A 26,654-nucleotide genomic window follows, 5' to 3' on the forward strand; every position below is an offset into this window, starting at 1 on the left:
CCGGGGGCCTCGGCCGGACCGTCCAGCGCGGCGACCTGTGGGTCGCCTCGGTGGCCTCGGGCGCCGAGATCCTCGGCACGCTGGTTCTGCGCACCCCCGACGAGGTGTCCGACGCCGACCAGCGGATCCTCGAACGCGCCGCGCTGGTCACCGCCCTGATCCTGCTGTTCCGCCGCACCGCCGCCGCGGCCGAGGGCAGGGTGCGAGGAGAGCTGCTGGACGACCTCCTCACGGGCAGGGACGTTCACTCCGACGCCATGTACGGCAGGGCGCGGCTGCTCGGGGTCGACCTCGACGCGCCGCACATCCTGGTCGTCGCAAGGCATCGGGCGGGGGACCCCGGACCCCGCCAGCGCACGGCGTTCTGGGCCTCCTCCGACGCCGCCTCCCGCCACGGGCTGGTCGCCGCCCGGGGAGAGGAGACCATCCTGCTGCTGCCCGGCATCCAACCGGGGGCGGCGGCCCAGCGGGTCGCCAAGGAACTCGGCGGATCCCTCGGGACACCGGTCACGGCGGGCGCCGCGGGCCCGGTCCAGGGCCCGGCCGCCGTGGCGGAGGCCTACCGCGAGGCCCGCCGCTGCGCGGAGGCCATGCTCGCGCTCGGGCGCGCGGGGGAGGGGGCCGGCTGCGACGAGCTGGGCTTCGTCGGCCTGCTCATCGGCCAGGACCGGGACGTCGCCGGATTCCTTGAGTCCGCGCTCGGGCCGGTCCTCGCCTACGACCGGCGCCGCGGCACCGCGCTCGTCCAGACCCTGGACACCTATTTCGGCGCCGGATCGACCCTGTCGCGCACGGCCGAGCGCCTGCACATCCACGTCAACACCGTGACCCAGCGCCTCGACCGGGTCGGCAGGCTGCTCGGCGACGGCTGGCAGGCACCGGAACGCGCCCTGGAGATCCAGCTCGCCCTGCGCCTCAACCGGCTGCGACCGCTGACCCGGCGGCCCGAACGTCCGAGCGAATGAGACGCGTGTCACCTATCGATCTCGCAATAAGTCGACGAGATTGCGCAATATTGCCGGAGTGTTAACCGTCACCCGGTAGCGCCGGTCGGACGGGCCGGACGCGGCGAGGGATCCCTTGTGGCGCCCGGTTTTCCGCGTCCGCCGAGCTTCGTCGGTCTCTAGCTGTGGTGATGGGTCGCGGTCCGGGAAATCGCCGAGCCGGGGCTCGCCAGCGGGGCTGACAAGGCACTCCCATAGCCGACGGCTATGGTGTCAGCGGCTTGCGTCGTTTTTTACAGTATGCTTGCGGCGTGACACGTCGACTTGCGGAAGTTGCTAAGAAGGTCGGGGTCAGTGAGGCCACGGTCAGCCGTGTGCTGAACGGCAAGCCCGGGGTGTCCGATACCACGCGTGCGGCCGTGCTGACCGCACTGGACGTGCTCGGATACGAGCGGCCTACTCAGCTGAGAGGCGAGCGCGCCCGCCTGGTCGGTCTCGTGCTCCCCGATCTCGGCAACCCGATCTTCCCCGCCCTCGCGGAAGTGGTCGGAGGCGCCCTCGCGCAGCGCGGCTTCACCCCCGTGCTCTGCACGCGCACGGCGGGCGGGCTCTCCGAGGCCGACTACGTCGAGATGCTGCTGGAGCAGCAGGTCTCCGGGGTGGTGTTCGCCGGCGGGCACTACGCCGAGGCCGACGCGCCCCACGAGCACTATCACCGGCTCCTCGGGCTCGGGCTGCCCGTCGTCCTGGTCAACGCCGCGGCCGACAGCCTCGACTTCCCGCGCGTGTCCACCGACGACGCCGTCGCGGTGGAGCAGGCGTTCAGCCACCTGATCTCGCTCGGCCACGAGCGCATCGGCCTGGTGCTCGGCCCCGAGGACCACGTCCCCTCGCGGCGCAAGCTGCAGGCGTTCACCCTGGCGGCGCGGCGCATGGGCCTGGAGATCGCCCCGGGGGCCGTCGAGCGCAGCCTGTTCTCCCTCGAAGGCGGCCAGGCCGTGGCCACGCGGCTCGTCCGCGAGGGGATCACCGGCATCATCTGCGCCAGCGACCCGCTGGCCCTCGGCGCGATCCGCGCGGTGCGCCGCCTCGGCCTGTCGGTGCCGCAGGACGTCTCGGTCGTCGGCTTCGACGACTCCGCCTTCATGAACTGCACCAACCCCCCGCTGACCACGGTCCGCCAGCCCATCGAGGCCGTCGGCCGCGCCGCGGTGACGCTGCTGGTCAACCAGATCGAGGGCGCGCCGGCGACCGCCGAGGAGCTGCTCTTCGAGCCCGAGCTCGTCGTCCGCGGCTCCACCGCGCCGGCCAAGGTACGGGCGCTGGCGGCCTGAGGAACCCGGGCCGCAAGATCGGCTGGTTCGAGACAGAGGGTTCGGCGCAGCTGCACCTGGCTAAGCCGGATCCACAGCGTCAACGGATGTGACGCTAAACCCGGTTCGCCGTTCCACTCCTACTGGCAGGCCAGTCCGACAGGCGAGGCCATCTCGCCCACGCCGGTTCTCTGGGCCGAAACCCGGCTTGGCCCGGTGCGGACTCGAAGTCCGTCGCGTACGCTCAGCTGAGCAGTTGCAGAACTCTTTCGGCCTGGCGTTCCAGGGTGCCTACCGGGTTGTGGGGTGTCGCCGGCCCGTCGGGGCCGAGCTGGAGAAACCAGCCCAGTGCGATCAGGCGACGAAAATCGCGCACCCGCTCGGCTTCGCCGGGGGCCAGGTCGATGCAGGCCAGCAGTTGCTCTGCGTCCAGGGCGCCGTCGTGGCGGGAGATGTGCTCGGTTATCTCGCCGAGTTCGAAGGCGCGATCACTGCGGCCGGAGTCTTCCCAGTCGATCAGTCGCACACGGCCCTCGTGGTCGTCCCACAGGAGATTGGCATGGTTTCCGTCCGCCAGGCCGAGGACGGGCGGCAGAGGATTCGTGACGAGCTGGTCGGGGGCGGTGGAGGCCAGCCAAGCGACCCCTGCGCGGAACGCCTCCTGCACGAGCGGGTTGTCGCCGAGGTCGGGCTGCTTGTCGGCCCAGGCGCGGGTCTTGTCCACTGCGGTGGCGGGCCCCCAGGGGGCGGGTTCCACGGCTCGCACCACCTCAGCCGGGATCTGGTGCAATCGGTTCAGAGCGGCGGCCATGGCCGTGAGCTGCTCGCCGGTGGCGTGCTCGCCCCGCAGGATGCGGCCGGGCAGCCTGCTCATCACGATCATTGGCGGATGAGCCTCCAGCGTGGCCTCCACAGGCGCGGGCGCCAGGTCAGGAGCGTGTTCGGCGAGCAGGGTAAGCGCCGCCCATTCCCGGCGGGGCTCTCCTCGCTCCCACGAGGTGTAGCGCTTGACCACGACGTCGTCACGAATGTCGAGGCTGTGGGTGCATCGGCCAGCCGCCATACGTCCGCTTCGCCCTTTCTATCCCTCGGGCCGGAGGACAGCGCGTCCTCCGGCCACGTCCCGCCAAGGGGAAGGAAAGGGCTGAGACTACCGCAGGCCGCAGCCTGCTTTCAGGGTGAGCGGAGATCGAGCACCGGGTCAGTGCTTGCGCCGCCGGGACATCCTGTCCCACGTCGCCTCCACCCGCTCCCTCACCTACGTCAGTCATTTCCTGCAGGCGTTGAAGCCATGGAACGCCGAGACGTGCGCGAGGGAGTTTCGTCACCGCGTACGTCAGGAACTCCGAGTCCCCGCATAGAGCAGCAGGAGGCCGCTCTGATGCTCGGCGCTGAGCCAGACCACTCTCCCGGCTCGATCGGGTTCGGCGTTGCCGATGCTTCTTATTTGGCTCGGAGTCGAGGTTCCGGTAAATGGTTGCGCGGCCGACGCCGAGTCGGTCCGCGATCTGCTGGACGGTGTACTTGCGCTTGCCGTCCTGGCCTTTCATCTCGTACAGCGCTCGGGCCGTCTCGATTCCATCGACGTCCAGCGACCGCGGCCGGCCACCGACTGGGCCGCGAGCTCGCGCGGAGGCGAGTCCTTCGAGCGTTCCCTCGACGATGAGCTCGCGCAGGGTGCCCGTGGCGTGCGTCAGTCCTTGAGGCTCTGCTCGGCGAGCCGCTGGGTGAGATGCCCGCGCATCTGCTGGGCCACCGGGGCGTCCATCTTGTCGGTCAGCGCGAGCGCCTGGCTCAGCGAGTCCTGCGCCGCGTCGCCGTCGCCGGCCGCCTGCTGCGCGTCGCCCAGCCTGATCAGCGTCCGGGCCTCCTGGAGCGGCATGTGCATCTGCCTGAACAAGGTAAGCGCTTGCTCCAGATGGATCACCGCCTGGGGCGAGTCGTCGCGGGTCTTGGCCAGCTCGCCGAGGCCGAGCTGCACCCGTGCCTCCACGAGGTGCTCGCTCGAGGTGCTCGCCAGCATCAGCGAGCGTTGCAGCGCGCTCTCGGCCTCGGGGAGCTCCCTGCGGCGGAGCCGGGCGATGCCGAGCCCGTGCAGGGCGTACGCCTCGCCCGTGGGGTCGCCGATGTCGCGCACCACGTTGAGCGCCTGTTCGAACACCTCCACCGCCAGCGCGGGCTGGTCCGACTGGAGGTAGGTGTGGCCGATGCGGTGCAGGACCTGCGCCTCGACCCTCCTGCTGCCGCTGCGTCGGCTCAACTCCAGCGCCTCCGACAGCAGCCGCTGCGCGCCCGGGAGGTCGTCGAACTCCAGCCGCAACTGGGCCAGGTTGTGCAGCACGTACGCCGAGGCGACCTGGTCCCCGTTGCCCCGGAAGATCTCAAGGGCCCGCCGGTAGTGGGCCTCGGCGTCGGCGAACCTCCCGCTGAGCCGGTCGAGGAACCCGATGTTGCGGATGACCAGGGCCGTCCCCTGGCGGTCGGCGATCTTCTCGAAGAGCTGGACCGCCGCCTCGAAGTCGCAGCGCGCGTCGCCGAACCGCTGCTCGGTGATGTAGAGCGAGCCCCGGGAGTAGAGCATCGCCGCCTGCCCGCACTTGTCCTGCGCTTGCCGGGTGGCCGTCAGCGCGATCTGGTGGGTCTCGCGCCAGTCGTCCAGGTAGACCCGCGACTCGAAGAGCGTCACCGAGCTGATCGCCAGATCCCAGCACAGATCGACGAACCCGGCCTGCGCCGCCTGCCGTATGCCGGACACGAGCATGGAGCGCTCTCGCTCGTACCACTGCAGGGGCGAGGCCACCAGCTGGTCGACCAGCTTGGCGGGCAGCGGCCACCGCGGGGCGGGGCTGTGGATCTGGACGTAGTCCCCGCCGTACTCCCGGCGGTGCGCCGCCTCGGCGAGGAAGAGCAGCCCGCCGAGGACGCGGGCCAGCGCCGCGTTGCGCTCGGCGGCGGACTCCTCGGCCGCGAGGCGCTCCCGGGCGAACACGCGGATGAGGTCGTGGAAGCGGTACTGGCTGTGCACGCCGTACCCGACGCCCGTGGTGTCGATGAGCTGCGCGTCGGCCAGATCGTCGAGCAGGTCCTGCGCGGTGGACAGGGGCTGGTCGAGCAGGGCCGCGCTGACCCAGGCGGAGAAGATCTGGGCGTCCAGGATCGTCAGGCGGCGGAACAGGCGGCGGGCGTCCTCACCGACGCTGTCGTAGGTCACGGAGATGCTGGCGCGAATGCCCATCTCGCCGTGCTTGAGCTCGTCGAGCCTGCGCGTCTCGTCCTCCAGGCGGCTGACGAGCTGCTCGATGCTCCAGTGGGGGCGGGCCGACAGGCGCGCCCCGGCGATGCGCAGCGCGAGCGGCAGGTGGCCGCACAGCTCCGACAGGGCCTCGGCGGCCTCGATCTCCGACTGCACCCGCTCGATCCCGGCGATGCGGGAGAGCAGGTTCACCGACTGGTCGGAGTCGAAGGTCTCCAGGTCGATGTGGACGGCGCCCGCCAGCCCCGCGAGACGGCTGCGGCTCGTGATGATGACCGCCGAGGACGGATTGCCGGGAAGCAGGGGGAGCACCTGGCTCTCGCTGCCGGCGTCGTCGAGCACGATGAGCATCCTGCGGTCGGCGAGCATCGCGCGGTACATCTCGGCCCGCTCCTCAAGGCCGTCGGGTATCGCGGTGCCGGAGACGCCGAGTACGCGCAAGAACCGCTCCAGCACCTGCATGGGGCTGGTGGGGCGGGACGCCCCGCCGTGCAGGTCGGCGAAGAGCTGGCCGTAGGGGAAGCGCTCGCCGACGCTGTGGGAGGCGTGGACCGCGACGGTGGTCTTGCCGACCCCGGGCTTGCCGACGATCACGATGATGGGCACGGCGTAGCGCGAGCGGTCCTCGGTGGCGAGCATCAGGCGCTGCCGGATGTCCTCGATCTGCTTGGTGCGGCCGGTGAAGTCGGCGATGTCGGTCGGCAGCATCCCCGGGATGGTCGGGACCGTCGGCGGCGACTGGATCACCACCTTCTCCTGCACCGGCGGCGGGGGCGGGTCCAGGCTCTCGTCGGAGGTGAGGATCGCGTGTTCGAGCTGCTGCAGCCGCTCGTTGGGCTCGATGCCCAGCTCCTCGATCATCGTGCGGCGGGCGTTGCGGTAGACCTGTAGTGCCTCAGCCTGCCGCCCTGATCGGTACAGCGCCGTCATCAGCTGGCCGCGAAGCCGTTCGCGCAGGGGGTACTCGTCGGTGAGCTCGGTCAGCTCGCCGACCAGCTCGTGGTGCCGGCCGAGATCCAGCTCCAGCTGGATGCAGTCCTCATTGGCCGTGACGCGGTTCTCGGTGAGCCTGCTCGCCGCCGACTGGACGAGCCTGCTGTCGATCCCGTCGAGGGCGGGCCCGCGCCACAGCGACAGGGCCTCGCGATAGTGCTTTATCGCCTCGTTGACGTTGCGCGCCTCGCGGGCGTGCCGCGCCCGCAGCGTCAGGCTCTCGAATCGCTGGGCGTCGATCTGGTCGGCGGCGACCCGGATCGCGTATCCCAGTGACTGGGTGGAGATGATGTCCGGGTTGCCGTTCGCGGAGAACAGGCGGCGAAGGGATGAAATGCAGATCTGCACCTGCGCGCGGGCCGTGGTCGGCGGTTCGTCGCCGTAGATGGCCTCCATGAGCCGGCCGATGGTGACGACCCGGTTCACGTCGAGCAGGAGGACCGCCAGCACGATCTGCTGCCTGATTCCCCCGAGATCCAGCCGCCGATCTGCCTCAGACGCTTCGAGAGCTCCCAGAATCCCGAATTCCACCCTGCATCTCCTCGCATGAAAGCTCGCGGCCCATTCCGGAAGTTCGCTCACCCTCCGATGCGAGAGGTACCGAGAGGTACCAGGTGCGTGGTTCAGCAGATCCACCCCGTAGTAAACATCGGCATTGGCCGGTCTATGACACCGTGCGCAGATACTGTCGGGCGCGAGCTGGTCACATATGGCGATGTCACTTATGTCTGGATCGTACTACTATACGAGGTTCGGATCTATAGAGAGTCTACGAATACTTTCTGAATCCGCATACTTATTTGCGCGTGCAACCATCCGAGGCCCGCCGAGCACGCTTCCGAACTGTGATATGTCCTGATATAGGTAGATTTATGTAGTGGTCAGGACACCCGGTAAACCTGGTGACCCGGTGGAGAGCGCTCCGGCGAGGCCGGATGTGGACACGGAGCCGCAGCATCGCGCCGGCCGGGTCAGCCCCACGGGGTGTTGCCGCCGGCGGCCCGCATGGGGGGCAGCGAGGCATTCGTGCCTGCTGGGGACACCGTGAACGAGGAGGATCCCGCACGGGCCGGGGCCGCCTTCTGGGAGGCGCCGGTGGCGCCGACGGCGGATACGAATCGGGAGGCGCGGCGGCTGTTGTGGGCGCTCATCTTCGCTGACCTCTTCGTGGTGTCGCGGTGGTGTTCCTCAGCCGATCGGCTGGAACCCCCTCAACGTAGATAGCGCCACCATTCGGCTCTTATCGGATCGCTTCTCGGCTGGCATCTGTCCAGGTCGCGGGGGCAGTCGGCGGTTTCTTATGTTTCGCGCATATGCCGGACGGCAGGTCCGCCACGGTCGCGGGAAGCCTGCGATAGCGGTATGACCTGCGACGAGATGCTCCGGGGCGGCGTCGAGTGATAGCCGTGAATAGCCGGGCGAAAGTGAACCGATAGCGGCCTGCGGCACTCTGACGCGCAGGCCGGGACTGGCCGGTGCCACCGGCATCTTCCTGCCCCCCGGATACGCATGCACGTCGGGCCGGGGACGGCGGGCCGGGTGGACGACCCTCCGCCGGGCCGCTCGTGCGCGCGTCGCGCGGACGGCGCCGGGACGACCGGCGCGCCGACCGCGATGGCGCTTGGAGCTGTCCGTCTCGGCGGGCCGGCAGATAGGTGTTCTTGACATGAGTATTACTGCGCAAGCGTTGGACGGCGTTTACGGCCGCTCGGCCGCCGGTGTACGTGCGCGCCTGGAACGGGACGCCCACGGAGGCTGGGAGGACCTGGCCGGCGCGGAGACCGACAGCGAGGGCCGGATATGCGAATGGCGCGACAAGAAACTCGACCGCGGCCTTTATCGCATCAGGTTCGACAGCGATTACTATTTCGTCGGCCTGGGGCTTAGCGCGGCGTATCCCGAGATAATCGTGACTTTCCGCATGCAGGACGAGGCCGATGCCTACCAGATTCAGGTGATGCTCTCCCCGTATTCGTATTCGACGCATTTCAGGATCGCGTGATCGACGGTATTCGTGCTGTGGCCCGTCCCGGCGTCCGCCGTCCCGAGCGAGGCACGGTGCCCGGGCCGGTCCAGGCGGAGAAGGGAACACGACAGTGACGACCCCCGGCACCACGAGAGCGGCGCACCTCGCGCACACCCCGAAGGCGGGCAGGCCCGCGGCCGCCCGCTACCACCCGTTCACGCCCGTGGCGCTGCCCGGCCGCCTCTGGCCGGACAGGACCATCACCTCGGCTCCGCGCTGGCTCTCGACCGACCTGCGCGACGGCAACCAGTCGCTGGCCAACCCCATGACCCCCGATCGGAAGATGGCGATGTTCGACCTCCTGGTGCGCATGGGGTACCGGGAGATCGAGGTCGGGTTCCCGGTGGCGAGCCGGGACGACTTCGCGTTCGTGCGCAGGCTGATCGAGCGCGACCTGATCCCCGACGACGTGCGCATCTCGGTCCTTGTGCAGGCGCGCGACGAGCTGATCAGGCGCACGGTGGAGAGCCTCGAAGGCGCACCGCGCGCCACGATCCACCTGTACAACGCCACGTCGCCGCTGTTCCGGCGCGTGGTCTTCGGGATGAACCGCGACGAATGCAAGGACCTCGCGGTACAGGGCACCCGGCTGGTCATGAAATACGCGGACAAGTTGCTGAGCGGGTGCGACCTCGGCTTCGAGTATTCGCCCGAGCTCTTCAACGACACCGAGCTCGACTTCTCCCTGGAGGTCTGTGAGGCCGTGATGGACGTCTGGCGGCCGGAGGCCGGGCGCGAGATCATCCTCAACTTCCCCACGACCGTCGAGCGCTCGCTGCCGAACGTGTTCGCCGACCAGATCGAGTGGCTGGACCGCAACCTCTCCCGGAGGCCGCACGTCTGCCTGTCGATCCATCCCCACAACGACCGCGGCACGGGCGTCGCGGCGTCGGAGATGGCCCTGCTGGCCGGGGCGCAGCGCGTCGAGGGCTGCCTGTTCGGCAACGGGGAGCGGGCAGGCAACGTCTGCCTGGTCACCCTCGGGCTCAACCTGCTGACCCACGGCGTGGATCCGGGCATCGACTTCTCCGACCTGGACGGGGTCCGCCGCACGGTGGAGTACTGCAACGAGATCCCGGTCCACCTCCGCCACCCGTACGGCGGCGACCTGGTCTACACGTCCTTCTCGGGCTCGCACCAGGACGCGATCAAGAAGGGCTTCGACGCCATGGAGCACGCCGCCGGCGAGGCGGGGGTGCGGGCGGGAGACCTTCCCTGGGAGATGCCCTACCTGCCGCTCGACCCTCGGGACGTCGGCCGCACGTACGAGGCGGTGGTCCGGATCAACAGCCAGTCGGGCAAGGGCGGCGTGGCCTACGTCATGAGCGCCCGGCACGGGATGAACCTGCCGCGCCCGCTGCAGGTCGACTTCGTCGGCGTGGTCCAGGAACTGGCCGACGCCGAGGGCGGGGAGATCACGCCCGACGGCGTCAGGCGGCTCTTCGACCGGCGGTATGTGGAGTACCCGCTGCTCCCCCTCCCGCTCGTCTTCACCGGCGAGCCCGTGACGGCCGAGCTCCACATCGACGGCGAGCCGTTCGACGTCGGCGGCGCGCGGTCGGAGTCGGTCCGCGGCGTGCGCGGCGCGCTCGCGCGGTGGGGCGTGGACGTACGGGCCCTGCACCGCAGCGCGTGCGCCCCGGCCGTGCCCCGGGAGGCCGGTGCCGAAGCGGTCGTCTACGCCGAGTGCCGGGTCGACGGCAGGACGTTCTGGGGCGCGGGCGTCGATCGCGACGTGGAGGCGGCCTCGCTGTCGGCGGTGCGTTCCGCCGTCACCCGTGCCCGCCTCGAGCCGGCGCCCCCCACGCCCCGGCCCGAGGCGGGCGCCGTTCCCGCGCAGGCGGGGGAGCCCGGCGACCTCGGCGTGCCCGCTCCGCGTCCGTCCCGTCCGTCCCGCCCGACGATGGCCTCGCGACGATAGCCGCCCGATAAGAGCTGGAAGGCGCCGAAGCTTAGCGTGGCCATTGTCACCAAAAACGGACAAGTACGGACAATCGGAAAGGCGCCCCGATCATGCGGCGAGTTCGGCGGGGAAACGGCGTGTACGCGATTCATTGGATCCGCGCACACGACCGTTCATCTCTCGCGCTGCGCTTCTGATCCGCGGCGACATGTGGAATTCGTCGGGAAAAAGGGAGGCTCGTCATGAGCCTGATCGAACGACAGGAGGCACTTGCCTCCCTGGAGGGCCTACTCGCCAGCGCCATCATGGGAAAGGGCCGGGTCGCCCTGGTAAGCGGTACCGTCGCCACCGGTAAGAGCGAGCTGCTGCATTCCTTCGCCGAGCAGGCCGCCGAGCTGGGCGCGCTGCCCATCACGGCGACGGGCTCCCTGGCCGAGAGGGATCTGCCGCTCGGCGTCCTCGGCCAGCTGATCCAGGACGCCCCGCTTGTCCTGGAGGAACGTGAACGCGCCATGGCCCTCCTGCGGGAGGGGGCCCGCACCGTCATGTCTTCCGGTCCCGAGACCGACACCCTGAAGCAGGTGGACGCGCAGATCGTGCACGCCCTCTGCACCGTGCTGCTCGAACTGTCCGAGCGCTACCCTCTGATGATCGTGGTCGACGACGTGCACCACGCCGACCGGGCGTCGCTGCTCTGCCTGGCCTACCTGTCGCGGCGGGTGCGGTTCGCCTCGATCGTGGCGGTGTTCAGCCACTCCACCCACGGGCGGTACGCCGAGACCTCCTTCCCGACCGAACTGCTCCGGCAGCCCCACTGCCGCCGCATCCAGCTCACACCGCTGTCACAGGCGGGGGTGATGAGCCTGGTGGCCGAGCAGCTCGGGACCCAGAGCGCCGAGCGGTTCGCCGGCGAGTGGTACGCGCTCAGCGGCGGCAACCCACTGCTCACCGCCGGGCTGGTGGAGGACTACCAGGCGGCCACGCGGGCCGCGGGCGAGCCACCCGCCGAGCTGGTCCCGGGGGACGGATACGGGCAGGCCGTCATTTCCTGCCTGCACCGCGCCGACCCGAAGATGCTGCAGGTGGCGTGGGGGCTCGCCATCCTCGGCGAGCCCGCCTCGCTCGACCGGCTTTTGAAGGTCGGCCCGGAGTTCGTGTCCCGCGAGCTTCAGGCACTGGCCACCGCCGGGCTGCTCACCATGGGCCGCTTCCGCCACGAGGCGGCCCGCGCGGCCGTACTGGCCGAGCTCGACGCCGGCGAGCGGGGCGCGCTGCACCGCCGCGCCGCGGAGCTGGCGTACGACAGCGGCGGCTCGACCACGGTGATCGCCGAGCACCTCCTGCACGCGAGCCGCGTCGACGATCACTGGGCGGTCGACGTCCTGGAGGACGCCGCGCGGCACGCCCTGCGCGACGGCCGCGTGGCGCCCGCGGTGGAGTACCTCCGCCTGGCCTGCCGGATCAGCACCGACGACCACCAGCGGGTGAGGATCACCACCGCGCTCATGCGGGCCGAGTGGCGGATCAACCCGAGCACGCCCACCGGGCACTTCCCCGAGCTGACCGACGCGCTCCACAAGGGACAGCTGCGGGGCAGCGACGCGGTCGTGCTGGCCAAGGCCCTGCTGTGGCACGGCAAGTTCGACGACGCCCAGGATGTGCTCAAGCACCTCAGCGAGTCGGGCGAGAAGCTGGACGCGGACACGGTGACCGAGCTCGTGGTCACCCGCCCCTGGCTGCGCTGCTCCTACACCCCGTTCCTCTCCCAGCTCCCCCAGGTGACCGGCGAGCAGTCCCGCGCGGCCATCCTGTCGGTGGCGGCCTACCGGCGCCTCGAGTCGGCGATCACGCTCGCCGCCGTGCTGACCCGGGGGCCGCGCGACGAGATCGTGGCCGTGGTCGAGCGGATCCTGCGCAGCTCCCGCCTCGACGAGATGTCGATGGACACCGTGGAGAGCGCCCTGCTCGCCCTGACCTACGGCGGGCGGCCCGACAAGGCGGCGCCGTGGTGCGACCTGTTCATCGACGAGGCCTCGTCGAGGCACGCCCCGAGCAGGCGGGCACGGCTGTCGGCGATCAGGGCGGAGATCGCGCTGCGCCAGGGCGACATGCTCGGCGCCGAGTTCCACGGCCGTCTCGCCCTGGACATCATCCCGCTGAGCGGCTGGGGCGTCGCGGTCGGCGGCCCGCTGTCCAGCCTCGTGATCGCCTCCACCGCGATGGGCAACCACGACGCCGTCAACGAGCTGCTCGACCAGCCCGTGCCGGACGCCATGTTCCAGACCCGGTGGGGACTGCACTACCTGCACGCCCGTGGCCGCTACAGCCTGGCCACCGACCACGCGCAGCTCGCGCTGCGGGACTTCCAGCGGTGCGGGGAGCTGATGGGCAGGTGGGACCTCGACGTGCCCTGGCTGATCCCGTGGCGGACCGAGGCGGCGGAGGCGTGCCTGCGCCTCGGAAGGCCCGACCAGGCCCGCCGCCTGGTGGAGGAGCAGATCAGGCGCTGCGGGACCGGCGCGCCGCGCGTGCACGGGATCGCCATGCGCCTGCTGTCGGCCACCAGCGAGCCCCGTCACCGTCCCATGCTTCTCCGCCAGGCCGGTGACCTCCTGCAGTCCGGGGGAGACCGGTACGAGCTGGCGCGCGTGCTCGTCGACCTGACCGAGGCCTTCCACTCGCTCGGCGAGTACCGGCGGGCGGGCATGATCGGCGGCCGGGCCCGCGCGGTGGCGCAGGAGTGCCACGCAGACCCGCTGAGCCGGTCGCTCACGCGGGACGGCGACGGCGGCGGCGCCGCCGTGACGGGCTCGGCCACGGAGGTGGCCGACGTGACGGCCATCCTGAGCGACGCCGAGCGGCGGGTCGCGGTGCTGGCCGCGGCCGGCTACACCAACCGCGAGATCGCCGACAAGCTGTACGTCACGGTCAGCACCGTCGAGCAGCACCTGACCCGCACCTACCGCAAGCTGGACATCACCAGCCGCGCCGAGCTGCCCTCCACGCTGGAGCTCGGTACGTCGATGCCCGCCTGACCAACTGAAACGGCTCTGCCCAAGAACCGCCTGAACCGCCTAGCCGCGGGAGCGCTCATGTCGCCCAGCGCGGTCCTCCCGGTGCCCCCGGCGTTCCCGGCCTCCACGGCCGGCGCCGCCGCGGGCCGGGGAGCAGACCGCTTCGCGTGAGGCGGAGCTCGCGCAGGGCGCGCGCCGCGCCGGTCTGCCTGGCCAGATCGAGTGCGCGGCGCGCGACCTGCGCGGAGCGTTCGCTCTCGTGCGCGTCGGCGTACGCGTGGGCGAGGCGGGCCAGGTCGTAGGCGGTCGCGGTGCTCACCTGGGCGGAGGTGAGCTCCCGCTCCAGGATCTCGATCGCGTCGTCCAGATGGCCGAGGTCGAGGAAGCACTCCGCCGCGAGCACGTCGTGCAGCGAGGGGGAGTAGCCGAACGTGTACCTCGTACGCTCCTCAGGCTCGGCCTCGGGCGGCTCGGCGGACTCCTCCAGGCGGCGGTGGCACATGTCCTCCTCCCCGGCCATCGCGTGGCCCTGCGCCTCGCGCAGGCGGGTCATCGCCTCCAGGCGCGGAGACGGGGCCGCGTGTTCCCTGACCGGGCGCTCGCGGGCGGCGACGGCGATCTCCACCACCTCGCCGGGATCGCTGCCCGGCCCTGTCAGCCCCGCGCGGCTGGCCAGCGTGTACGCCACCAGCCCCTCGTCCTCCGACTGGCCGGCGGCGCGCCGGGCGCGGTCGGACCAGCGCAGGGCCTCGTCGAGGTCGCCCGCCTCGTAGCGCATGCGGCTGATCGTCTCGGCGTCCTCCGACGAGAGTGTGATCAGGGCCCGGCGGACGGACGGCCTGGCGTCGCCGCGGAAGCCCTGGATCAGGACGAAGACCGGGGACAGGACGTCGGCCAGGTCGGCGGGCCGGCGGGCGGGCCTCGCGCAGGCGTCGAGGAGGGCTTCGAGGTAGGCGACGGTCTCGATGTCGGCCCGCGCCGGGTTCTCGATGGCGCGGCCGGTGCGCTCCTCCTCCTCGGGCGTGAACCGGCCCGGCACCAGCGGAATCCCCGTCAGGTGGTGCCAGAGCGCCGTGCCGGCGGGCTCCCCGCTCTCCCCGCCGAACAGCTCGCCCTCGCCCGCGCCGTACACGCGGCAGAGCAACTCGGCCTGCCGCTCGTCCGGCCGCCGCTCGCCGGTCTCCCACGAGCGCAAGGTCTCCGTGAGCTCCTCCCCGGCGGGCAGGCGGTCACGGGTGTCCTCGTCCGCCGCGCCGGCGAGCCGCTGCCCGAGATCCTCACGGCTCCAGAGCTTGCCCCGCCGCCACGCTCGCAGCCGCGCGGCCCAGAGGGGGATGTCGATGCCGATCATCGCGGCTCCTTCCGGCGATGGCGCCTCGGACGGCCGTCTTTCATCCTTCGCCGTCCCCGCGGGTCCGTCATCCCCCAACCTGAGAGTGAACCTGCCCTTCGGCCGCCGGATCGCTCACCGTCAGCCGGGCCAGCCGGGGGCTGTCACGCTGCTGCTCGACCTCCAGCCCGTCGCGTTCGAGGGCCCTCGCCAGATCCTCGGTGATCTCCTCAAGCGGGGTGAACGCGACGGTGGCGAAGTCGAGATCCTGGCTCGGCCGCTCCACCAGCCCGTGCGCCCGCATGGCGTACCCGCCGGCGAGCACCAGGCCGTGCGCGTCGCACACGTCGAGCGCGGCCGACAGGATGCGCCGGTGGAACGGTGGCATGTCCATCAGGAGGCCGCCCTGGCGCGGATCGCCTCGCGGGCGCGGCGGATCTCCGCCCGCACCTCGGCCTCGTGGGCCCTCGCCGTCTCGGCCAGCGAGGGGAACCGCGACTCCCACTCCACACGGGCCGCAGAGTTGATCAGCCGCCGCAGCTTCGGCCAGATCTCCGTGAGAAGGCGCGCGTCGAGGAAACCTTCGACGTCGGGGAGCATGCCCTCGGCGATCACGATCTGGTACATGCCGAGGCGGATCGCGGGGTTGGCGACGTCGAACTCGCGCACCCCCGACCAGCACAGGTGCAGGGGCAGGGGCACCTCGCCGGTCGCCGGGCCGCGCAGGTCGGACAGGGACCTGGGCACCCGGTCGGCGATGTCGTCGTAGCGGCTCGGCACCTGCGTGGACATGCGCCCATTATGGGCCACCCGCGGCCGTCCGGCCCGCCCCCGCGGCGATCGCCCCGCGCGGGGCCTCCGGGGGAGCCGGCCCGGCCGTCAGCTCTCCGCCAGGAGCGAGCGGACCTCGGCGGCCACCCGTGCCATGCCCAGGCGGTCGGCCACGCGGAGCGAGCGGTGCAGCAGGCGCGTCGCCTCGCCCGTCGGGTCGGACCGGTCGAGCAGCCGCAGCGCCTTGGCGCGGTCGAGCTGGATCCTCGCCATGTGCGGCGGCGCGCCCGACACCATGCGCGTCGCCTCCTCGTAGCAGCGCAGCGCCCCGGCCGCGTCGCCCGAGATCATGGCCAGCAGCCCGCGGAACCGCGCGGTCGGCCCGAGCAGCGCGGTCGGCCACCCGGCGAGCACGATCTCCTCTGGATAGGCGGCCAGCCGGTCGCGCAGGAGCGGCACGTGGGCCTCCAGCTCGGCTCCCTCGACCCCGGCCTCGCCGATCAGGGCGCACGCCTCGGCCAGGACCGCGAGCGTCGGCACCGTCCACCCGTGGGGCGGCAGCGCGTCCAGGCCGGACGTCTCGCGCACGATGGCCGCGAGCCGGTCGGCGGCCTCGTCGTGCTGCCCGGCCTCGCACAGGGCGAGCACGTGCGCGGCCCGCCAGATCGGGAAGTACCCGTGCTGCTCGATCTGCCGGGCCAGCCCCGACCCGAACAGCTCGCCCATCCGTCCCCGCTCGTGGAGCAGCCAGTAGTACTGCCCCATCCAGGTCTGCCGCAGGGTCTCCGCGGGGACGGCCTGGTCGGCGGACAGCTCTTCGACCATGCGCAGGGACTCGCCCATGAGGCGCTCCTCGGCGCGCTGGAAGTCGCCGTTCCACAGGTCCATCACCGTGTCCAGGGTGTTCTGGAGCCAGGGGCCGAGCGCGCGGGGGTTGCGGGCGACGTGCCTGCGGTGGTTGTCCACGCTGCCGAGCGCCTCGCTGAGCAGCCCCAGCCTGAGCTGGTCGACGGCCAGGGCGACCATGGCCTCGCTCTGGAAGTACGCCGACCCCGCCTGGATCCCCGCGTCGTGGAGCCACCCGGCGATGTCGAGCAGCTCGCCCGGGTGCGCGTGGTCGAACAGCGCCCAGCGGCACTCGTCGAGGACCTCGCACCGCACAAGGGCGTCACCGCTCACCGGCAGCTCCAGCAGCGTGGCGCGGGCGAGCTCCACCCCCGCCGGCACCCCGCCGGCGCTCTGGCCGACCGCCATCGCCCGCTTCTTGGCGAGGTGTGCCTGAAGTTGCAGGCGCAGCCCCACGGCCTCTTCGCCGGAGTCGTCGCCGAGCCCGGCGATGGCTGCCTGGAGCAGGTGGGTGAGCTGCTGGTCGACCTGGCCGGGGGCGGACCACCTGCGGGCCAGCCGGACGGCCGCCGCGGCCGCCAGCCTCGGCAGCCCCTCGGCCGTCTGGTAGGCCGACAGGTAGCGGCGTCCCGCCTCGTCCATGTCGCCGCCGTCGCTGAGCGCGTCGCCGAGCGTGATCAGCAGCCCGGCGCGGGTGGCGGCGTCGCACCGGAGCCCGAGCCCGATGTGCGCCCAGGCGACCGCGCTCTCGACGCCGAACCCGCGCTGCTCGGCCCGCGCCGCGTCCAGGCAGGCCGTCGCCGCGCGCTCCTGCGGGACGCCGGCTCCGGCGGCCCGCGCGTGCTGGGCGATGCGCACCGGCAGGGCGGGATCGACCCAGCCCGTGGTGGCCATACGCTCGGACAGCGCCTCGAAGGCCCGGCGGTGCAGGTCTCTGGCCAGGGCGGGATCGCGCTTCAGGTCGTCGAGCACGCCCTCGCGCGAGCGGTCGTGCGGGAAGCACACCCGGTCGTGGCCCCTGATGGCGTTTCCCGCCGCGGCCAGCGCCTGGTTGCGGTCGGCCTCGCCGGGTGAGAGCCCCAGCATCCGTGTCACCAGGGCGGTGTCGATGTCGAGGCCGAGCGCGGTGATGGCGGCGGCCGCGAGCCAGTGGAAGGCGGGGCCGGTGCGGGCGCCGGCGGGGCGCGGCTCGCCACGCTCGGACGGCTCGGACAGCTCGCACAGCTCCAGCGGCAGGCCGTCGGTGACGTGCGTGGCCTCCTTGGTCTCGTCCGGAGTCGGCTCCCTGCCCCACACCTGGCCGAGCCACTGCCCCACCTCGTCCACGGTCAGTGGGGACACGGTCACGGTGTCCATCACCTCCTTCCAGTGGGCCGCCTCCGCCCTTGTGGCGAGGACGAAACCCACAGGGGCCGGGCCGAGCCCCCTCCTGACGTGCTGGAGCAGCTCCTCGGCGTACGGGCTGAGCAGGTGCGCGTTGTCGAAGGCGACCAGCAGCCCGTCGCCGGCGGCCCGGCGCAGCAGGCTCGTCAGCAGGAAGGTCAGCTCCCTCGGGTCGCGCTCGTGCCCGGGCCGCACGGGGGAGTCGCCGAGCGCGCCCGCCGACATGAGCTTCGCCAGGGTGTCCCGCTCCTGGGCGCTGATCGGCTCGGCGGGGCTCGACAGGTCGCGCCGCAGGTGCCCCCAGAGCGCCCCGGACAGCTCGCGCCACGGCTGCAGGCCGTCGAGCTCCTGGCACATCACGGTCACCATGCGCACCCGCGTACGGGCGGCCAGGTGGGCGGCCTCCCTCAGCAGGCGGGTCTTGCCGATGCCGCCCACGCCGCACACCGCGAGGGCCCCTGCGTCGCCGCCGCCCAGCCGGTCGACCAGGCGCGAGAGCTCCAGGACCTCCCGCCTGCGGCCGATCAGGACCGGGGGACCGCCTTGCTCCCCGGACTCCCCGCCCGCGCCGAGCGGAGCCCGCACGTCGAAGCCGTGCTCGTGCAGGGCCAGCAGGTCGTCGGCGCGGCGCACCGCCTCGTCGCCCCGCGAGAGCGGCCGGCGCCGCTCGACCAGGCGTCCGGCCGCGGCGCCGCCGTCCTCCCGCAGGGTGGTGAGGAAGCGGAGCAGCCACACCGCCGTGGTGTCGTCCTGCCCCTCTGCGACGACGCCCTCGGCGAGGAAGGCCGCGTCCTCGTAGCGGCCCTGCTGGAGCGCGATCCTGGCGACGAGCCGCACCAGCTCCTTGCGCTGCTCATCCAGCTTGGCGCGGTAGGTCTCGCAGACCCACGGCAGGCTCCAGCCGGCTGCCAGCGAGGCGAAGGGCGCGCCCCTCCACTCGCCCGCCGCCGCGCGCAGGGCCGCCATGGCCGCGGTGAGGTCCCCCTGTTCGTACAGCTCCCGCCCCTCGCGCACCCGCCTTTCGAACCGGGAGGCGTCCAGCGTCGCCGCGAGGTGGCCCTGCCGCTTCTCCACCAGCTCGTACGCGTGGGACCACTTGGCGGGCGGGATGTCGAGCCCGCTGCCCGCGAGGGCCTGCCGCAGCCGTGACAGCGGGGGCGCCACGTCGGGCACCGGCCAGTCGGGGCCCTGCCCGAGGGCGGCGGCCAGGTTGTTCTGCGGGATCGGGTTTTTGGCCGAGACGAGCATGGCGAGGGCCTTGGCCGTCTGCGGGAGGAGCTTCCTCGGCGCTCCGTCCACCAGGATCGAGACCTCGCCGAGCAGTCTGATATCGAATCTCGCCACGTTCACCGCCGGGGATCGGTTTGCGATTCTCCATCGACGGCCTTCCCCGCAAGGTCATCGCAAGGATCAATGGCCACGATGGGGCCGGTGGCAGAAAACAGCCGTAAACACTTGTTAACGCTATGACGTGAGGTGAGCGCGTGGCAAGGATCGACCGAATTTCGGTTGACGCGCTCGACGAGCACCAGCTCGAAGAGGTCAGGCAGAGCGTACGTCACGAACGTGACGTCGAGGCTAATAGGCCTTTAAGTGTAGCAATAATGGGTCAAACGGGTGTTGGAAAGTCGTCATTGCTCAATGCCCTGTTCGGCACGCAGCTGCCGGTGGGCGACCTGAAACCGGTCACCCGCGAGCCGCACGCCATCTCAGTCCCCGGTAATTCTGGTCATATGCTGACATTTTGGGATATGCCTGGAATGGGGGAGTCGGCGGGCGCCGATCTCGCGTACAGGTCGATGTACCTGGACAGGCTTTCCGAGTCCGACGTCGTCATATGGGCCGTTCACGCCGACAGCCGTTCGACGGCCGAGGAGACGCGCCACCTGGACCGGATCCTGAAGGGCGCCGGCCCGGAACTGCGGAGGGAGGTCGTCAGCAAGCTGACGTTCGTCCTCACCAAGGCCGACATGCTGACCCCGCCGCCGTGGATCTTCGACATGCGCGGGCGCCACGGCTCGTTCGTCCCCAGCCCGGCACTGGCCGCCCGGCTGCAGCGCAAGGCCGACTACGTCGAGAAGACGGTCATCGAACCATGGTGCGAGCTGCTGCGCGCCGGCACGTTCAACACCGGGGAGTTCACGGTGTCGGACGAGAGGCTGAGCTTCGACAGGCACGCCGTCCACTACCGGGGCCATTTCTCCGAGCGGGTGCGTGAGAGGTACTCCGCCGCCCACCCCGAGCACGCCGCGGTCTTCTCCCGGCTGCGTGACAACCACCGCGTCCTGCCCTGCTCGGCGCTGTTCCGCTTCAACCTCGCGCGGCTGATGGTCAGCGTGGTCAACAAGCTGGGACCCACCGCCGTCTTCCGGTTCCAGCGGGTGCTCGACGACGCCGCCGAGCTGGCGGGCGTGCCGGTCTCCGCGATGCGGGAGTACGGCAACTTCGTGCTCTGGGACGGCGTCCGCGGCGTCAGGGCCGCGGACCCGGCGCGGTTCCCCCTGTGACACCCCACCGGCGGCCCGCCGGAACCGCCGTCCCGCCGATGCGAGAGACCAGCCATGATCGACGATGACGACATCCACCAGGCGGTGGAGGCGAGGCGCCGGGAGGACGCCGAATACCTCACGCGGCTCGACTACGCGGTGCAGTACCGCGACGAGGCCGCTATCGAGCACCTCATCAAGCAGGCCGTCACCCGGCGGCTCGGCGTCGTCGCCGACGTGGGCTTCGACGTCGTCAGGAGCATCTGGAACTGGCTCGTCACGCGGTGACCCCGGACGCTCCCGGCGCTCCCTCTGCCGCGGCGCGGTGCCCGTACGACGTGCGAAGACGCCTTCCACATGCCGCCGGCCTCCCTCGCGTAACGGCGATGTGACCGGTATGTGATCGAATACCTGCCTTCACGGACCCGCCCGGCGCACGCGCGCCTAAAAAATGTGGAAAGAATGTGTATGTAGATGGACTGGTCCGTCCGACACCTGGGGGAGGCGCGGAGCGTTGGGCATGCGTGGGGCCGCCGGCCCGTCGATGAGCCTTGAGGGAATCGACCACGCCCTGCGCCGCCGCATGGAGGAGCGCGACCGCATCGCCGGCGACCTGCTCGACCTCGACGGGCACCCGAGCCACGAGCTGCTCAAGGGCCTGACCCCCACCGGGGAGACCGGGCGGCGCTGGGAGCAGGCGCAGGTCAGGCTCGTGACCCTGTGGTGGCTGTTCGACACCTATCGCCGGGTGCTCGACCGGGCCCAGGAGATCAGGGCCGTCAACAGGCCCGACATCGCCACGCTGACCACGCTGCTCACCGGTCCCTCGGTGGAGCTGAAGCCCGACGACGTGCCCGTCGAGAAGCGCTCCCTGCTCCGGGCCGTCGGCGAGTGGATCACCCTCGACGTCGTCCTCGCCCGCATGGACCAGGCGTACCGCGAGGTCGCCGAGACGATCGGGGCCGTGGACGCCGCCTGGAGCGCGCTGCTGCCCAGGCTCGACGAGGCCGACGCCGGCCGCCGCGCGGCGAGGGACCTCGCGCGCGCGCTCGGCACGCCCGACCCCGCGCTCGACCGCCTCGACGCCGAGGCCGCCCGCCTCCGCGCCGCGGTCACCACCGACCCCCTGGGCTCCCTCGCGCTGCGCGCCGAGCTGGACGCGACGGCCGCCGCCGTGGCCGCCCGCCGCGGCGCGCTGGAGCAGGCCGTGCGGGTCCGCGAGGAGTACGCCGAGCGGGCGCGCCTGCTGGGCGAGCGCATCGCGCGCGTCGCCGAGGCGGAGGACGAAGTCCGCCGGATCCGCGACACGGTGCTGCTCAAGATCGCCTCACCCGCGCTTCCCGAGCTCCCCGACCAGGCGCCCGCGCTGCGCGACCGGCTCGGGGCGCTCGGCACGGTCGAGGGCCGCTGGCTGGAGCTGGTCGAGCGCCTGACCGGGCTCGAACGTGGCGTCGAGGAGGCGCTCGCGCAGGCGGGCAGGGTCGCCGAGTCGATCGGCGGACTGATCGGCCGCCGTGACGAGCTTCGCGGCCGGCTCTCCGCCTACCAGGCGAAGGCCGTGCGCCTCGGCCACGCGGAGGACGTCACGCTCGCCGGGCTGTACGGAGCGGCGCGCGACCTTCTGTGGTCGGCGCCGTGCGATCTGCGGCGGGCGACCGTCGCGGTCGCGGAGTACCAGCGGGCCATCACTCGGATCGGAGCGGCCGGATGACCAAGTGCACGCAACCCGGATGCGCCGGGACGGTGGTGGACGGCTACTGCGACACCTGCGGAATGGCCCCCGCGCCCGAGCCCGCGCGGGCCCCGTCAGGGCCGGCGTCCGGCGGGCCGGGGAACGGCGGATCCCAGAACGGGCCCGCGCCCGGCGGGCCGGGGACGGCGTGGCCCCAGGGTGCGCCGCTGGGTCCTCCCGGCGTCGGTGCTTCGGGCCGGCCGGTCACCGCGTGGCCCTCCTCGCCGTCCGGGGTGGTCGCGCCTCCCCAGGGCACGCCGCCGCCGAGTGCGCCGGGCCGTCCCGCGCCCGCCTGGCCCTCGGCGGGAGGGCCGGCCTCCGGCGCGGTGCCGCAGGGCTCGATGACCAGGCCGTCCATCGGCGTGCCCGGCACGGGCGTCACCAGCTCGGCCGGCACGGCGTCCACCGGCTTCGGCGGCGGCTCCCGGCGCACGAGCACCCGGGCACGCAGGGGCATGCTCGGCATGGGACTCGTCGAGGTGCCCCCGGTGCCCTACCGGGACCCCTCGGCGGTGGTCCTCGCCGACCCCGTGGTGCCGGAGGACCGGCGCTTCTGCGGCAACCCCGACTGCGGCAAGCCGGTGGGCCGCCGCAGGGACGGCCAGCCGGGAAGGCCCGAGGGGTTCTGCCCGCACTGCGGCCAGCGCTTCTCGTTCACGCCGAAGCTCCGCGAGGGCGACTTCGTGGCCGGGCAGTACGAGGTCAAGGGCTGCCTGGCCCACGGTGGCCTCGGCTGGATCTACCTGGCCGCCGACCGCAACCTCGACGGCCGCTGGGTGGTCATGAAGGGCCTGCTCGACACCGGCGACCTGGAGGCGCTCGCCGCCGCCGAGGCCGAGCGGCGCTACCTCACGGCGATGGACCACCCGAACATCGTCAAGATCTTCAACTTCGTGAACCACCCCGACCCCGGCACCGGGACGATGGTCGGCTACATCGTCATGGAGTACGTCGGCGGCGAGCCCCTGCAGGACCTGCTGCGCACGAGGCTCAGGGAGACAGAGAACCGCGAGGCGCTCCCGCTGTCCCAGGTCATCGCCTACGGGCTGGAGATCCTTCGGGCCTTCGGCTACCTGCACGACCGGGGCATGCTGTACTGCGACCTCAAGCCCGCCAACGTCATCCAGGTGGAGGAGCAGCTCAAGCTCATCGACCTCGGCGCGGTGCGGCGCGTGGACGACCCCGACAGCGCGATCTACGGGACCGTCGGCTACCAGGCGCCGGAGATCGCCTCCCGCGGGCCCTCGGTCGCCTCCGACCTGTACACCGTAGGGCGCACGCTCGCCGTGCTGAGCTTCCCGTTCAGCCCCGCCAGCGGCGGCAACACGACTCCCCTGCCCGACATGGGCCCCGGCAGGGAGTCCTACCAGCGGTTCCTGCAGCGGGCGACCGATCCCGACCCCGGCAGGCGCTTCCAGAACGCCGGGGAGATGTCCGACCAGCTCGTCGGCGTGCTCAGGGAGACCAGGGCCGCCGAGGAGGGCGTTCCGCACCCCGCCCAGTCGGGCGTTTTCGGCCCCGAGCGCACCGCCGTGGGCACCGACCTGGCCCCGGCCACCACCGGCCAGGTCTTCGGGGAGCTCAACCGGCCGGACGCCGCGTCCGCGCTGCCCGTCCCCCTGGTCGACCCGCTCGACCCCGCGGCCGGTTTCCTCGCGGGACTCACCTCCGGCAACCCCGACGAGCTGATCGCGGTGCTGGAGTCCGCGCCTCCCACCCCGGAGACCTCGCTCGCGCTGATCAGGGTGCTGAGCGAGCTCGGCCGTCCCGTCTCGGAGGCCCTGTACGCGGCGGCGGGCAAGGACCTGCCGGGAGACTGGCGGCTGTGGTGGTACCGGGGGGTCGCCGAGCTGGCCTCCGGCGACGCAGGCATGGCCGTGCGGTACTTCGACGGCCTCTACTCGTGGTTCCCCGGAGAGAGCGCGGCCAGGCTGGCCCTCGCGTTCGCCCTGGAGGCCGCGGGGGCCGGTGCCGAGGCCGCCCGCCACTACGCGGCGATCTGGCAGACCGACCGTTCCTTCGTCAGCGCCTGCTTCGGCCTCGCGCGCATCCGGCTCGCCGGGCACGACCGCGCCGGAGCCACCCGCGCCCTGGACGAGGTGCCCCCGACCTCCATCCACCGCACCGCCGCCCAGGTGGCCGCGGTGGCGGTGGCCGTGCGGGGGCAGGCACCGGCCGAGCCCGAGCTGGTCGCCGCCGGCGAGCGGCTGCGCACCCTCAAGCTGGACTCCCGCGACCGCGACGGGCTCGCCTCGGAGGTACTCGAGAGCGCGCTCGCCAGGTTCGTCACCGGCCAGTCGGCGCCCGGCGGCGGCACGCTGCTCGGCACGCCGCTGAACGAGCAGGGTGTGCGCGGCGAGCTCGAACGGGTCTACCGCGCGCTCGCCAGGTCGGCCGGCTCCACCGAGGCCCGGCACGCCCTCATCGGGCGCGCCAACTCCGTGCGCCCGAGGACGATGTGGTGAGCGGCTCCTGTCCCCGGTGCGGGACGCGCGTCCTCGCCGGCGAGGCGTTCTGCGAGGGGTGCGGCCACGACCTGTCCTCGGCGGCCGGCGTCGCCTGCACGGCGTGCGGGTCGGCGAGCGTGGGAGCGGACGGCTACTGCGAGAACTGCGGCATGCTCCAGCCCACCGGGCGCGACCACGTCGAGATCGAGCTGGAGACCTCCGCGGCAGTGAGCGACCGCGGTCTGCGGCACAGCCGCAACGAGGACGCCATGGCCCTGCTCACCCTGGGGCCGGCATCGGTCGCGGCCGTGGTCTGCGACGGGGTGTCGACCTCTCCCCGCCCGGACGAGGCGTCCCAGGCCGCGGCCGACCTCGCGGCGGCGACCATCGCCAAGAGGCTCGCCGACGGCGACGACGCCGAGACGGCCACCCGTGAGGCCGTACGCCTGGCGGCCGACGCGGTCGCCGCCTCGGCCAGGCCAGGGGAGGACTCGCCCGCCTGCACCTACGTCTCCGCGGTGGTCGCCGGGCGGCACGTCACGGTGGGCTGGGTGGGCGACAGCCGGGCGTACTGGCTCGGTTCGCAGTGCGCGCTGCTGACCACCGACGACGCCACCCCGGGCACGCACATGCTTACCGCGTGGCTCGGCGCCGACGCGGGCGAGGTCGTGCCGCACATCCGGACCTTCACCACGGACGGGCCGGGTGTGGTGCTGCTGTGCAGCGACGGCCTGTGGAACTACTACCCGGAGCCGGAGGCGCTGGCCGCCACGGCCCTGAACGAAACCCCTCTCGCGGCGGCGCGGCGGCTCGTACGGCTGGCGAACGAGGCGGGCGGGCACGACAACATCACCGTCGCCGTCATCCCGTTCGGACAGGGGGAGCGGGCCGACGCCACGGTGGCATTCCCGAAGGAGAGAAGTGACTGACTTCACCATTCGCGTGGACCAGAACAAGTACCTGCCCGCGGGGAGCCAGGAGGTCCACGGGATCATCACGGTCGAGGCGAGCGGCCCGGTCGAACGCGCCGCCGTCGCCGAGGCGGCCGAGGTGATCATCGTCGACACCTCGGGCTCCATGTCGTACGGCAAGATCGCCGACGCCCGGAAGGCCGCCCAGGCCGCCGTCGACACGCTCCGCGACGGGGTCCACTTCGCGGTGATCTCCGGGAACCACCAGGCCGAGGTGATCTTCCCGGGCAACGGGCAGCTCGTCCCGGCGGACCCGGGAAGCCGGCACGCCGCCAAGGACGCCATCTCCCGCCTGCGGGCCGAGGGCGGCACCGCCATGGGACGGTGGCTGCGCCGCGCCGCCGACCTGTTCAGCGCCCACCAGGTGAACCACCCCGGCGCCATCAGGCACGCCATCCTGCTGACCGACGGCAAGAACGAGCACGAGCCCGCCCCCGAGTTCGACGCCAACCTCACCTACTGCTCGGGCAAGTTCGTCTGCGACTGCCGCGGCGTGGGCACCGACTGGGTGGTCGCCGAGGTCCGCAGGATCGGCTCCACCCTGCTCGGCAGCGTCATGGACGTCCGCAGGCCCGAGGAGCTGGAGGCCGACTTCCGGGCGATGACCGAGGCGGCCATGGGCAAGACCGTCGCCGACGTCGCGCTGCGCGTGTGGACCCCCCGGGCGGCGACCCTGAACTTCGTCAAGCAGGTGTCCCCGGCGCTTGAGGACCTGACCGGCCGCCGCACCGAGGTGGACGCCCTGACCGGTGACTACCCGACCGGCGCCTGGGGCGGGGAGTCGCGTGAGTACCACGTCAGTGTGCGGGTGCCCGCAGGAACCGTCGGCCAGGAGATGCGCGCGGGCCTGGTGAAGCTCGTGCTGCCCGGCACGGGAGAGGTGCTGGCCAGCGGGAACATCCTCGCGCAGTGGAGCGACGACCCCGTCCAGTCCACCAGGATCAACCCCAGGGTCGCCCACTACACCGGCCAGCAGGAGCTCGCCTCGCTGATCCAGGAGGGCCTGCAGGCGCGCAACGACGGCGACCTGGAGACCGCGACCGCCCGGCTCGGCAAGGCGCGCGGCATCGCCGAGAAGGCCGGCAACGAGGAGACCGCCAAGCTGCTCGACAAGGTCGTCGACGTCGATCCCGAGACCGGGACCGCCCGCCTCAAGCGCACCGTCGACAAGGCCGACGAGATCGCGCTCGACACCCGCTCTGTCCGCACAGTCCGCATGCGCAAGGACCCGGAGAACTGAGG

At 72.1% G+C, this 26,654-nt stretch carries 20 protein-coding genes; 11 read left to right on the top strand and 9 right to left on the bottom strand.

Going from position 1 to position 26,654, the window contains the following annotated elements; translation table 11 throughout:
• The coding region (locus AB0O34_RS18190; RefSeq protein WP_363916603.1) for a helix-turn-helix domain-containing protein at positions 1 to 965 on the top strand (965 nt) is incomplete at its 5' end.
• Positions 966 to 1,255: 290 nt separating this feature from the next.
• A complete protein-coding gene (locus tag AB0O34_RS18195; RefSeq protein ID WP_363916605.1) occupies positions 1,256 to 2,278 on the top strand; it encodes a LacI family DNA-binding transcriptional regulator in 1,023 nt (340 codons plus the stop codon).
• A 223-nt stretch (positions 2,279 to 2,501) separates the two neighbouring features.
• Here AB0O34_RS18195 and AB0O34_RS18200 read toward each other — a convergent pair whose 3' ends face one another.
• The 4 genes from AB0O34_RS18200 to AB0O34_RS18215 all read right to left on the bottom strand — a co-directional run bounded on the left by AB0O34_RS18200 (position 2,502) and on the right by AB0O34_RS18215 (position 7,654).
• A complete protein-coding gene (locus tag AB0O34_RS18200) occupies positions 2,502 to 3,320 on the bottom strand; it encodes an aminoglycoside phosphotransferase family protein (RefSeq protein WP_363916607.1) in 819 nt (272 codons plus the stop codon).
• Positions 3,280 to 3,954 carry a helix-turn-helix domain-containing protein gene (locus tag AB0O34_RS18205; RefSeq protein WP_363916690.1) on the bottom strand — a complete coding sequence of 225 codons (675 nt, stop codon included), beginning with the start codon at positions 3,952 to 3,954 and terminating at the stop codon, positions 3,280 to 3,282. Before AB0O34_RS18205 ends, AB0O34_RS18200 begins: the two co-directional genes overlap by 41 nt.
• The gene (locus AB0O34_RS18210) at positions 3,951 to 7,034 is read right to left on the bottom strand and encodes a BTAD domain-containing putative transcriptional regulator (RefSeq protein ID WP_363916609.1); all 3,084 of its coding nucleotides are present in this window, start codon (positions 7,032 to 7,034) and stop codon (positions 3,951 to 3,953) included. The genes AB0O34_RS18205 and AB0O34_RS18210 overlap by 4 nt, the downstream gene beginning before the upstream one ends.
• Positions 7,035 to 7,474: 440 nt before the next feature.
• On the bottom strand, positions 7,475 to 7,654 hold the full coding sequence (locus AB0O34_RS18215; protein ID WP_363916611.1) for a hypothetical protein: 180 nt from the start codon (positions 7,652 to 7,654) through the stop codon (positions 7,475 to 7,477).
• Positions 7,655 to 8,169: 515 nt separating this feature from the next.
• On the opposite strand from AB0O34_RS18215, the gene AB0O34_RS18220 reads away from it, so the two are divergent.
• The 3 genes from AB0O34_RS18220 (at position 8,170) to AB0O34_RS18230 (ending at position 13,467) form a co-directional block, all read left to right on the top strand.
• Positions 8,170 to 8,505: a hydroxyisourate hydrolase gene (locus tag AB0O34_RS18220; protein ID WP_363916613.1), complete on the top strand. Its 336-nt coding sequence runs from the start codon at positions 8,170 to 8,172 to the stop codon at positions 8,503 to 8,505.
• Between the two features lie 94 nt (positions 8,506 to 8,599).
• Positions 8,600 to 10,450: a 2-isopropylmalate synthase gene (leuA, locus tag AB0O34_RS18225; protein ID WP_363916615.1), complete on the top strand. Its 1,851-nt coding sequence runs from the start codon at positions 8,600 to 8,602 to the stop codon at positions 10,448 to 10,450.
• A gap of 224 nt (positions 10,451 to 10,674) precedes the next feature.
• A complete protein-coding gene (locus tag AB0O34_RS18230; RefSeq protein ID WP_363916617.1) occupies positions 10,675 to 13,467 on the top strand; it encodes an AAA family ATPase in 2,793 nt (930 codons plus the stop codon).
• Positions 13,468 to 13,522: 55 nt separating this feature from the next.
• On the opposite strand, the gene AB0O34_RS18235 is transcribed toward AB0O34_RS18230, so the two are convergent.
• The 4 genes from AB0O34_RS18235 to AB0O34_RS18250 form a co-directional block, all read right to left on the bottom strand.
• Positions 13,523 to 14,797 (bottom strand): hypothetical protein, encoded by a 1,275-nt coding sequence (locus tag AB0O34_RS18235; RefSeq protein WP_363916619.1) that lies wholly within the window; start codon positions 14,795 to 14,797, stop codon positions 13,523 to 13,525.
• A 67-nt stretch (positions 14,798 to 14,864) separates the two neighbouring features.
• Positions 14,865 to 15,170: a nucleotidyl transferase AbiEii/AbiGii toxin family protein gene (locus AB0O34_RS18240; protein ID WP_363916621.1), complete on the bottom strand. Its 306-nt coding sequence runs from the start codon at positions 15,168 to 15,170 to the stop codon at positions 14,865 to 14,867.
• The gene (locus AB0O34_RS18245; RefSeq protein WP_363916623.1) at positions 15,170 to 15,568 is read right to left on the bottom strand and encodes a hypothetical protein; all 399 of its coding nucleotides are present in this window, start codon (positions 15,566 to 15,568) and stop codon (positions 15,170 to 15,172) included. The genes AB0O34_RS18240 and AB0O34_RS18245 overlap by 1 nt, the downstream gene beginning before the upstream one ends.
• Before the next feature lie 87 nt (positions 15,569 to 15,655).
• The gene (locus AB0O34_RS18250) at positions 15,656 to 19,120 is read right to left on the bottom strand and encodes an AAA family ATPase (RefSeq protein WP_363916625.1); all 3,465 of its coding nucleotides are present in this window, start codon (positions 19,118 to 19,120) and stop codon (positions 15,656 to 15,658) included.
• 140 nt (positions 19,121 to 19,260) lie between these two features.
• On the opposite strand from AB0O34_RS18250, the gene AB0O34_RS18255 reads away from it, so the two are divergent.
• The 3 genes from AB0O34_RS18255 (at position 19,261) to AB0O34_RS18265 (ending at position 21,973) form a co-directional block, all read left to right on the top strand.
• Positions 19,261 to 20,283: a GTPase gene (locus AB0O34_RS18255; RefSeq protein WP_363916627.1), complete on the top strand. Its 1,023-nt coding sequence runs from the start codon at positions 19,261 to 19,263 to the stop codon at positions 20,281 to 20,283.
• Between the two features lie 54 nt (positions 20,284 to 20,337).
• Complete coding sequence (locus AB0O34_RS18260) at positions 20,338 to 20,550, top strand: hypothetical protein (RefSeq protein ID WP_363916629.1); 213 nt, start codon at positions 20,338 to 20,340, stop codon at positions 20,548 to 20,550.
• A gap of 232 nt (positions 20,551 to 20,782) precedes the next feature.
• On the top strand, positions 20,783 to 21,973 hold the full coding sequence (locus tag AB0O34_RS18265; protein ID WP_363916631.1) for a hypothetical protein: 1,191 nt from the start codon (positions 20,783 to 20,785) through the stop codon (positions 21,971 to 21,973).
• A 43-nt stretch (positions 21,974 to 22,016) separates the two neighbouring features.
• On the opposite strand, the gene AB0O34_RS18270 is transcribed toward AB0O34_RS18265, so the two are convergent.
• Positions 22,017 to 22,367 (bottom strand): hypothetical protein, encoded by a 351-nt coding sequence (locus AB0O34_RS18270; RefSeq protein ID WP_363916633.1) that lies wholly within the window; start codon positions 22,365 to 22,367, stop codon positions 22,017 to 22,019.
• Here AB0O34_RS18270 and AB0O34_RS18275 point away from each other — a divergent pair.
• From AB0O34_RS18275 to AB0O34_RS18285, 3 genes are read left to right on the top strand one after another with little or no spacing between them, the layout of a single operon-like run.
• Positions 22,336 to 24,459 (top strand): tetratricopeptide repeat protein, encoded by a 2,124-nt coding sequence (locus AB0O34_RS18275; RefSeq protein ID WP_363916635.1) that lies wholly within the window; start codon positions 22,336 to 22,338, stop codon positions 24,457 to 24,459. The genes AB0O34_RS18270 and AB0O34_RS18275 overlap by 32 nt on opposite strands.
• Positions 24,456 to 25,370, top strand: a complete 915-nt coding sequence (locus AB0O34_RS18280; RefSeq protein WP_363916637.1) for a protein phosphatase 2C domain-containing protein — start codon at positions 24,456 to 24,458, stop codon at positions 25,368 to 25,370. The genes AB0O34_RS18275 and AB0O34_RS18280 overlap by 4 nt, the downstream gene beginning before the upstream one ends.
• Positions 25,363 to 26,652, top strand: a complete 1,290-nt coding sequence (locus tag AB0O34_RS18285) for a VWA domain-containing protein (protein WP_363916639.1) — start codon at positions 25,363 to 25,365, stop codon at positions 26,650 to 26,652. Before AB0O34_RS18280 ends, AB0O34_RS18285 begins: the two co-directional genes overlap by 8 nt.
• Positions 26,653 to 26,654: the final 2 nt, after the last annotated feature.

This window comes from Sphaerisporangium sp. NPDC088356 (genome assembly GCF_040685555.1).
Taxonomy (GTDB): Bacteria; Actinomycetota; Actinomycetes; order Streptosporangiales; family Streptosporangiaceae; genus Sphaerisporangium.